Annotated in this window: 10 protein-coding genes; 1 reads left to right on the top strand and 9 read right to left on the bottom strand. The window is 62.9% G+C overall.

Going from position 1 to position 8,381, the window contains the following annotated elements; translation table 11 throughout:
- Positions 1-199: 199 nt before the first annotated feature.
- From E8E78_RS19255 to E8E78_RS19240, 4 genes are all read right to left on the bottom strand, one after another.
- Entirely contained in the window at positions 200-457 is a 258-nt protein-coding gene (locus E8E78_RS19255) for a hypothetical protein (protein ID WP_280337077.1), read from the bottom strand.
- A 61-nt stretch (positions 458-518) separates the two neighbouring features.
- Complete coding sequence (locus E8E78_RS19250) at positions 519-1,031, bottom strand: STY4534 family ICE replication protein (protein ID WP_280337076.1); 513 nt, start codon at positions 1,029-1,031, stop codon at positions 519-521.
- A 742-nt stretch (positions 1,032-1,773) separates the two neighbouring features.
- Positions 1,774-3,753 carry a DNA topoisomerase III gene (locus E8E78_RS19245; protein ID WP_280337075.1) on the bottom strand — a complete coding sequence of 660 codons (1,980 nt, stop codon included), beginning with the start codon at positions 3,751-3,753 and terminating at the stop codon, positions 1,774-1,776.
- A gap of 111 nt (positions 3,754-3,864) precedes the next feature.
- Positions 3,865-4,206, bottom strand: coding sequence for a helix-turn-helix transcriptional regulator (locus E8E78_RS19240; protein ID WP_179027766.1), 342 nt, complete (start codon positions 4,204-4,206; stop codon positions 3,865-3,867).
- Between the two features lie 200 nt (positions 4,207-4,406).
- On the opposite strand from E8E78_RS19240, the gene E8E78_RS19235 reads away from it, so the two are divergent.
- Positions 4,407-4,589 (top strand): hypothetical protein, encoded by a 183-nt coding sequence (locus tag E8E78_RS19235; RefSeq protein ID WP_179027871.1) that lies wholly within the window; start codon positions 4,407-4,409, stop codon positions 4,587-4,589.
- Positions 4,590-4,633: 44 nt separating this feature from the next.
- Here E8E78_RS19235 and E8E78_RS19230 read toward each other — a convergent pair whose 3' ends face one another.
- The 5 genes from E8E78_RS19230 to E8E78_RS19210 form a co-directional block, all read right to left on the bottom strand.
- A complete protein-coding gene (locus E8E78_RS19230) occupies positions 4,634-5,062 on the bottom strand; it encodes a single-stranded DNA-binding protein (protein ID WP_179027765.1) in 429 nt (142 codons plus the stop codon).
- The gene (locus tag E8E78_RS19225) at positions 5,059-5,562 is read right to left on the bottom strand and encodes a DUF3158 family protein (RefSeq protein WP_179027764.1); all 504 of its coding nucleotides are present in this window, start codon (positions 5,560-5,562) and stop codon (positions 5,059-5,061) included. Before E8E78_RS19225 ends, E8E78_RS19230 begins: the two co-directional genes overlap by 4 nt.
- Complete coding sequence (locus E8E78_RS19220) at positions 5,559-6,314, bottom strand: PFL_4669 family integrating conjugative element protein (protein WP_179027763.1); 756 nt, start codon at positions 6,312-6,314, stop codon at positions 5,559-5,561. The genes E8E78_RS19225 and E8E78_RS19220 overlap by 4 nt, the downstream gene beginning before the upstream one ends.
- Before the next feature lie 324 nt (positions 6,315-6,638).
- Positions 6,639-7,832, bottom strand: a complete 1,194-nt coding sequence (locus tag E8E78_RS19215; protein ID WP_063423920.1) for an STY4528 family pathogenicity island replication protein — start codon at positions 7,830-7,832, stop codon at positions 6,639-6,641.
- Positions 7,826-8,377, bottom strand: coding sequence for a DUF2857 domain-containing protein (locus tag E8E78_RS19210; protein WP_280337074.1), 552 nt, complete (start codon positions 8,375-8,377; stop codon positions 7,826-7,828). The genes E8E78_RS19215 and E8E78_RS19210 overlap by 7 nt, the downstream gene beginning before the upstream one ends.
- Positions 8,378-8,381: the final 4 nt, after the last annotated feature.

The following is an 8,381-nucleotide window of genomic DNA, read 5'->3' as shown; positions in this document are numbered from 1 at the left end:
GGCGTGATGAGTACTTCGCCGCGCTGGAAATAGCGTTGGTCCAGCAGCTGCAGAGCTTCGTTGATCAACGCATCTTCGTGGGCGCGCTGGGTCAGGGCGGGGTCGAGGGGCTCGACCAGGGTCAAGGGCGTGTTCATGAGCAGAGCCTCGTGTGCAGAAGCGCTCCGGGAGGAGGCCTCCGGTGTGTGGGATCAGGCGGTCACAGGCGGGTGAAACGATGACGGGTGCCGTGCAACGGGGAATGGCAGGCTTCGCAGGGGCGAGTGGAGAAGGGGTCGATGCCGACGCCGGTGTGCGGATCGAAATCGGCGCTGAGCGGCATTAGCGCCTGCAGCTCGATACGCATCTGCGCAATTCGCTGGTCGACTTCGACCTCGCTGTAGTACAGCGACAGCGCGCTAAAGTCGTCGTAGGCCACGGCATGCAGGCAATCCTCACAGAGCCAGTAACTCTCCATGGCAACCTCCGGGGATAAGAAAAGGCGCTCATGCGAGCGCCTCTGTGGTGGAGCATCCGTCTCAGGCAGGCTGCGTGGCCTGGTCCTGAGCCTGATCGGCACTGTGTGAAGGATTCGGCGCATGCTCTTCTGCCGCTTCGGACGGCAGTTCTGCCGAGGAAGCATCCTGCCGATCTGGCGCTTTGTAGGTGAGCTGACCGTTGACCTTGATCCACTCGATGAAGATCAGCCGACCTTTGAGGCTGGCACCGGGTTGGCCTTTGCGCTCACCTTTCTCGTAGGTGAAGGCGTCGACCCAAAGGTCGCCAATGCGAAACGCGATCAGCACCTTGCGTTCGGCACGGACATCCTCGAGGTGTTCGCGGATCAGCCGTTCGGCTTCACCGCCAGCGACCTTGCAGTCGAAGCGGGTGTACTCGACGTCATCCGACGCACCGTGCAAGGCGGCAATGTCGCAGGCCATAAAGGGCTGGCCTCGCCGCACTGGCACCTCACGCACGCGGTTCAAGTAACCAATGCCTTGGGTGTGCAGGTTGAAGTAGGTACTGGGGGCAGCAGTGTTTGCCGTGGTCATGGTGAATCTCCTGTTTGCGAGAAACGCGGATATTCACCGGCCCTGGCGGGGGTGAGTCCGCAAGGGAAGGTCAGGTGCAACAGCAGTGGTGTAAGAGCGCTCATCATCGCGGGGAGCGATAACCGTGCGAGCCGCCGAACGCTAGTCGCACTTTGGGAGGAACCACTCTGGAGAGAGCGTAGCCTTGCAGGTTCCGGCTACCTGGTGCTGTCAACGACAGCGCGGTGCAGTTCATCTATAGAACGGTGCGCAGCGCTCGTCAACAGCGGTTTTGACTGGGTTCAGAGGTGTGGACATGAGTGGAGCGCAGTGGACACAAACGCGTAAAAAAATAGCCCAACGGTCGTCGGGCTAGGAACAGAGAGGCCACCCTTGATCCGGCCCATTGACAGCGAAGTCATCGCTTCACTTCAGCTGTCGCGTCACCCTGATCAACCGACCCTTGTCGTGGCCTGGGTCGGGATAACTGGCACGCATCCGCGCACAAACGGCGCCCGTTTTTTCGCCGGCGGGCACCGGCACTGAGCATCGTCGCCGAGGCGGATGACCCCTGCAGCCTGCAGCAGGTCGCACGGGTCATCCGTCTCGAGAACCTTGGACATCTGGAACAGCGATACAGCGCGGTGAAAGAGGCTCCGAACTCAACGAGTCTGGCCGAGCTGCCCGGAGCGAATCGGCCTGGGGTCGCCAAACGGCGAGGGGCCTGTTCACTACATCAGGGACGGCCCCCAGCGTCAAGCAGTCAGGAACGCTTCGGTTTGGCGGGCGCCGCGCTGGCCTTCAACGGCTTGGTACCCTTGCAGTCGGGGTAGCGCACACAGGACCAGAAGTTGCCGGTGCGGCCTTTGCGCTGGCGCATGGGGCTTCGGCACACGGGGCAGGCTGGACCTTTCGAACGGGGTAGCTGCAGGTCCAACGAGGCCTGGCTGCGCACCACCTGGGTGAGCCAGGCCGATTGCTTGGCGAGAAACGCCTCGACACTCAGCTGACCGGTCTCGATCCGTGCCAGCGCCTGTTCCCATACCGCAGTCATCACCGGATCAGCCACCTCACGCGGAACGGCCTCGATCAACGTGTGGGCGGCCGCAGAGGCCGCTAGGCTGCGCTTTTTCTTGGTCAAGTAGCCGTGATCGATCAGGCCCTGGATGATCGCGGCGCGGGTGGCCTCGGTGCCGATGCCAATGCTGTCTTTCAACGTTTGCTTGAGGCGCACGTCGGCCACCTGGTTGGCGATGGTTTTCATCGCCTTGACCAGTGTGCCCTCGGTGTAGGGTTTGGGCGGCTGGGTGCGCTGCGTGTTGACCTTGGCGTCTCGCACACCAACCGACGCACCTTCCTGCAAGGTGGGGAGCCGCTGCGTTTGCTCGGTCGGTTCGCTGGCGTCGGCTTCGTCGATCACGGCCTTCCAGCCACGTACCTGGATCTGCTTGCCGCGGGCCAGCAACTGATCGGCCTGGCTGCGCAACTGCACCTGGGTCTTCAGGTATTCGTGTTGAGGCAGAAACTGCGCCAGGTAGCGGGCGCGGATCAGGGTGTACACGGCGCGCTCGCGCTCGGACAACTGATCCAGGGGGATCACCACGGCGGTGGGGATGATGCCGTGGTGGGCGGTGACCTTGCTGCTGTTCCAGGCGCGGGACCGCCGTGTCGGATCGAGTTCCTTGAAGCGCTGGCCAAGCATCGGGTCGGCTGCGGCCAAGGCCTTTAGTACACGCGGTACCTCGTCCAGCATGCTCTCGGGTAGGTAGCCACAATCGCTGCGAGGGTAGGTGGTGACTTTGTGGGTTTCGTACAGTGCCTGCGCCACACTGAGGGTTTCCTGCGCGCCCAGGCCGAGTTTGGCCGAACAGACCTCCTGCAGCGTGCCCAGGTCGAACGGCAAGGGCGGCCCCTCCGTCACGCGTTCAACGTCGACCCGCTCGACGTGTGCTGAACGCGCAGCTGCCAGGCGCCGGGCAGCCCGCTCGGCCGCCACCTGATCAACGCAGCGACCGGTATCATCGCAGTGTGCAGCAGGTGGCTGCCAGCGTGCCTCAAACTCAGCCCCGTCATCCCGCAGCACAACGTCCATGGTCCAGAACGGCCGGGCGACAAAGCTGGCGATGGCGCGGTCACGTTCAACCACCAGGCGCAGGGTCGGTGTCTGTACACGGCCCACGGGCAGTGTACCGTCGAAGCCGGCGCGGCGACCGAGCAGGGTGAACAATCGACTTAGGTTGATGCCAACCAGCCAATCGGCCCGTGACCGGGCGAGGGCACCGTGGTACAGCGGCAGGGTTTGCTCACCCGGCCGCAACGCCGCCAGGGCCCGGCGGATCGAGGCGTCGTCGAGGGCGGACAGCCACAGGCGCAGTATCGGCCCCTGATACTGGCAGCGTTCGAGGATCTCCCGGGCAATCATCTCGCCCTCGCGGTCGGCATCGGTGGCAATCACCACCTCGGTGCAGTTCTGCAGCAGCCGGCTGATCGCCTTCAGCTGCGCCGCCACCTTGGGCTTCGCCACCAGTTGCCAGTGCTGCGGGATGATCGGCAGGTGCTCCAATGACCAGCGCTTGAACTGTTGACCATAGGTTTCTGGCGGCGCGGTCTCCAGCAAGTGCCCCACGCACCAGGTTACGGTCACCCCCGTGCCCTGCAGGCAGCCATCGCCGTGACGATGGGCCTGCAGCACGCGAGCGATATCGCGGGCTTGGGACGGTTTTTCGCAAATGTAGAGGCGCATGACGTGGCCCTCTCGGTCAGGTACCGACAGGGTGGTCGCGTGACAGGGGAGCGCTAGGGAAAAGCTGAACTGGTCGAGATCATATCGATGTAACCACCAGCGGCGAGCGACTTACCGTTGCGAGAGGTGCGCGGTCACGGTCTGCAGAAGGTCCAAGGCAAATTGCTTGTCCGTCTCGCCAAGGTCCTTGATCAGTGGGGCAATCTTTTGCCCCTGGTCCTGTGGCCGAGGACTGATGGCCAGCAGCAATTCATCGGCCGGACATCCATACATATCCGCCAACTGCAGCAGCTTGGGCACGGTCAGCTCGACCTTGCCACGCTCCATGCGCGACACCGCTTCGGTACCGATCTCGAGGCGCTCACCGACTTGCGCCTGGGTAAAGCCCTGGGCACGGCGGTACTTGGCCAACTGGCGGCCGATGTGTTGTGGGCTAGGCTCTTTGACTGGCAACGGGGCGGCTCTCCAATTCAACCCGTTTGGTTGACCAGCCACCCGAAGATATGAACGCCCTGAACGGTTGACTATCGACCTATCAGGGCGTATCACCCAATGAGAGTACGGTGACCTGACCGTCACACGGAGATAGCGGATTGGACGAACGTGAGCAGCATGAAGCGGATGCGTTAGCGATCAAGGCCTGCGAGTTGTTCATGGCTACCCATCAGGAACCGGACGATCAGGCGGCGAGGGCCAGGTTGATCGCGTGGGTCAAGGAAGCGCCCGCGCACTGGCGGGCGTTCCTTGCCCTGGACCAGTACCTGGCGGAGGTCAAAGGGTTGATCGAGGGGGACGACCTGCATGGCGTCGCCCGCCGCGTGGGGCCCCGCGACTGAGCAGTATCGCGCTGAAGGGCACGGTTCCACTGACGTCCACCCGCTCAGGTCGACTTGCGGGTGGTTTTCTTGCCGGCCGGCTTGCGGCTGCTGCCCCCACTGTCACTGGCCTTTTCGCGCATGGATACGCCGGCCAGACGATGCGGCAGGATGCCGATGTGCCGCGCCTCAACCTTGAATGTCACCCGGGCATTGTCCTCGCTGTCTTCCCACTCATCCTTGACCGTTCGGCCCATGACCAGGACGCGCATACCTTTCTGGTACAAGGTGCTCCAGTGTTCGGCATCGCGGTGCCAGAGCTCGACCGGCGCCCAATAGCCGCCGCGATCTTCATAGCCGCCCTCGCGCGGTACCGGATTGTCGAAATAGACATTCAACCGCAGCAGCCGCTTTGGCTCGTCCGGGTTGTTGTTGAACTCCTGAAACTCAGGGGGACTGCCGATATTGCCTTCGCCAACAAAGAACGTGCTCATGGGTGTTTCTCCTCGGTGGTGGTATCGAAAAGGACGTCATCGGCATACGCGAGCTTGAGGGCGCCCATGAGGACCTGGCGATAGAGCGAGTTCAGGCTGCTCATCTGCAGGTTGAGGACGATCCGGTTGGCCTCCAGCTGGTACAGCGCCTGGCGCAACTCCGGCTGCAGCAACGGATGCGCCATCACCTGCTCCCAGACCTCCACGCCCATGCGCTTGAAGTCCGGGCTGCGCCAGCGGAGGAAGCATGCGCCCTGGGAGCTGTGCTGGACACTCAGTCGCAACTCGAGTAACGAGAAGGGTGGCTGCGCCATGATCGCCAGCATCGCGGCCATCAGCGTCTCGAGTTCGCCGCGCAGCTGTTTGATTGTCTCGGCGTACTGGAACAGCTCCCCCTTACCCTTAAAAGGCTTTAAAAGGCCTTTTAGAGAGGCACTGTGTTCAAACTCGCGATAGGCCTCGGATGACAGGCAATGGGCGATCGCTTCGGCCAGGGTCATGCTGCACCGCCTTCGGCGGGGGCGCCGGGCGAAGGTTCCACGTCGTCATCAAGTTGATCGGTCTCAGCGGGCAGTGCGGGCTTGGCGGCGCGCACGATGGGCGGCGCAAATTGCGAGCGTCGCGTACCTTCGAGAATGTCCTGAGGTGGGGTGCCGAACTTGTCGATGGCCTCGCGGGCGCGGGCGTTGTTGGCGGCCATGTCATCCCGGCTGACCCCGGCCAGTCGATACTGCTGCGCCATGCTGAACAGACTGCGCAGCAGGTGGGCGCCACGATCGATCCAGTGTTCCATGTCGACCCGGCCGATCAGCGCGGTGTGGTGGGCGAGCAGCACGCGACGCACCAGGCTGTCGTAGTCGGTCAGCAGGTAGACGGCGAGAAACCCCAGCTGGCTGCCGATGAACAAGGGCAGGGTGACAGGGTGGATGTTCAGGTTGTCGCCAACGCTGACCTGGGTGGGTAAATCCCGTTCGACCAGTTTGACTTGCTCGGTCAATGTCAGCAGCTCGGCCTTGGCCTGCAGTACCTTGTCTTCGAGTTGCAGCATGAACCAGTCGGCGAAGGGGTCGTCCTGACTGCTCGCCTGCTTGAGCAGGTTGGTCACGCTGATGTAGCCCGCCATACCCATGATGCCGAACACGCCTTCGCGTGCGGCACGGCCTTGCCACAGTCGTGCTGCGTGATGCGTGTGCAGGGTGAGGGTGATGCTGCTGCGCAGTGAACCCAGGTTGAGCTGGTAGTGGTCGACCATTGCCAGATCCTCGCCGTCGGAATGACGCCGACGATCTGCGCTCTCGGGCAACCTGGCAGTGATCAATGTGAACGCGATGGGCTCACATTGCCCCTACTCTCGAAGGTCCTCACATTGATGCCACTGTGATCAAATCCGCTGAGTGCCAACGCAGCTAACTATTTCATCTTGGCATTGGTCAAAGCTGCGACCTTACACCCATCACGCAGATCACACTCCTCGAGCGATTGTGTCTGGCTAGAAGACGTCACTGGAGTGATGCCACTGTGATCAAATCCATTGCGGTCCGCTGAACGTTGGAGACCTGGAAGACTCAGCGCGCTGTTACGTTGCCCCGCTCACGACACCGCAGCGAAGCTTGAGCTGCTCTAGGTACGCCTTGGCCAGCGGCGAGGCCACCCGGCTTCCGGACTCCCGTGAGCGCTCATCAGCTGGCTCTGGCGGGCGAATGCGCTTGCGCGGTGCTAGCGGGGCATCGCTACGGGCGGCCCACAGGGTGAAGTCCCCTTGGCACGCCCGCTTGATCAGCCCCAACAGATATGCAATCGGCTTGCGAATGTCGCCGCGGCTGCAGCGAACGGCTGCTTCATTGATCACCGCTTGTCGCTGTTCGGGCTCGAGCTGGCGCAGCGCCTGGACTGCCCGGCGCTGTTCAGTCGGGCTCAACTGCAGACCCTCTGGCCAAGCGGCGCTGCCACTGGCCGAGGCGGGCGGTACTGTACTTTTTTTGCTTTGTTTTTGTACGGTACGGTCGTGCGCTGGAATCCGAACGGCAGCCGGAGCCGGGACATTCGCGCTGGGTTCGGAATCGGTCGAGGACGCTGTGGCAAACCGAACGCTGTACGCCTCGCCTCGTTCGGAATGCTCGGCATGGCTGTCGTCCTGCAGCGGCAAGGCCTGTTGAGCGCCTGATGCGGGGAGCGAAGCCATCATGGCCAAGGCCTCGTCAGTCACCTCTGGATCCGCCCGTAGCTCCTGGAGGAGGTGTTGAGCGAGATCGCGCACGCCTTTGGTGGCATGGGACAGGTTTTGGCAGATCAGGGGCAGGTAACCGGCATCTTGGTCGATGGCTTGTGCGGGTGACAGCGGCGCGTCGTGCAGTACGTAGACACAGCCGCGCAGGCAACCCTGCGAATCGCGATATCGTTCGCTCAGGCTGAGCCAGCGGGTAGCGCGCAGCACGTTCAGCGCGCGGGCGATGGTCTCGCGTGAAGCCTGCGCACCACAGGGGCTGGTCGCCAGGTACGGCTGAAGGTCCTGATACCGTGGGGTACGCATTTGCCGTTCGGTGATCAACCAGCGCAGCACCAACCAGAGATTGCGCTCCACGGGTGTGAGCCGGCGATCCTGCAGCAATCCCCGCGGTAACGGATCGTGGCTGCCGTAGTACACGAAGCATGGCCCCTCAGCCAGCGCACGGGCGGCCCTGGCTTGTTCGGCCTGCTCCAGACAACGCTTGAGCGTGACCATGCTCTGGCGCACCACATCAGCCCAGTCCACGGTGTAGAAGTTCAGCATGGGATACCTCCGTATAGCTCGATCTGCTGCCAAATCAGGGTCAGGCTGATCTGTTGTTCCTCGGCCAGCATCATCATCGCGTCCAGCGGCTCGCTGTCCGGATCTTCAGCTCGCAACTGGCGCCAACGGTTCCACACGGCATGTTCCTGGGCTTCGCTGAGCTGGACAGGGCGGCCGCGATGGGTCTCGATCTTCAGGATTCGCCGACGCAACGCCGTGTCGGAGTGGTCGAGGCCGAAGCAGCGGTACATGATGTTCGAGCTCGCCCCAAGCTTGAGGGCACGGTTGATCAGCCGCTCGTTCAGTTCGTCGCGTTCGGCCTGGGCGATCAGGCGACGCAGCACCGTGGTGTCGACCTTGATCTCGACCCAGGCGATCGTGGTATGCGCCAGGTGGGACAAGGTGGTGGGCGGCAGCGACTGGAGCACCTCGATGTCCTCGTCGCCGAGGCCCAAGGCCTTGCACCGTTGCAGCCGGCCATGGCGCAGCTCATGCAGGACCTGGTTCAACATGGCGTGGTTCAGCAAATTGAACGACGTGCTCATGCGG

Source organism: Pseudomonas sp. BN505, assembly GCF_029873175.1.
Classification (GTDB): Bacteria; Pseudomonadota; Gammaproteobacteria; order Pseudomonadales; family Pseudomonadaceae; genus Aquipseudomonas; species Aquipseudomonas putida.
The sequence above is the reverse complement of the archived record's forward strand: the minus strand, read 5'-3'. Positions and strand labels throughout refer to the sequence as shown.

Bases quoted from the DNA above. Each gene is read 5' to 3' on its own strand.
- E8E78_RS19215 (WP_063423920.1), bottom strand. From the start codon at position 7,832: ATGCTGAACTTCTACACCGTGGACTGGGCTGATGTGGTGCGCCAGAGC.
- E8E78_RS19245 (WP_280337075.1), bottom strand. From the start codon at position 3,753: ATGCGCCTCTACATTTGCGAAAAACCGTCCCAAGCCCGCGATATCGCT.
- E8E78_RS19250 (WP_280337076.1), bottom strand. From the start codon at position 1,031: ATGACCACGGCAAACACTGCTGCCCCCAGTACCTACTTCAACCTGCAC.
- E8E78_RS19255 (WP_280337077.1), bottom strand. From the start codon at position 457: ATGGAGAGTTACTGGCTCTGTGAGGATTGCCTGCATGCCGTGGCCTAC.
- E8E78_RS19210 (WP_280337074.1), bottom strand. From the start codon at position 8,377: ATGAGCACGTCGTTCAATTTGCTGAACCACGCCATGTTGAACCAGGTC.
- E8E78_RS19225 (WP_179027764.1), bottom strand. From the start codon at position 5,562: ATGACCCTGGCCGAAGCGATCGCCCATTGCCTGTCATCCGAGGCCTAT.
- E8E78_RS19235 (WP_179027871.1), top strand. From the start codon at position 4,407: ATGGCTACCCATCAGGAACCGGACGATCAGGCGGCGAGGGCCAGGTTG.
- E8E78_RS19220 (WP_179027763.1), bottom strand. From the start codon at position 6,314: ATGGTCGACCACTACCAGCTCAACCTGGGTTCACTGCGCAGCAGCATC.
- E8E78_RS19230 (WP_179027765.1), bottom strand. From the start codon at position 5,062: ATGAGCACGTTCTTTGTTGGCGAAGGCAATATCGGCAGTCCCCCTGAG.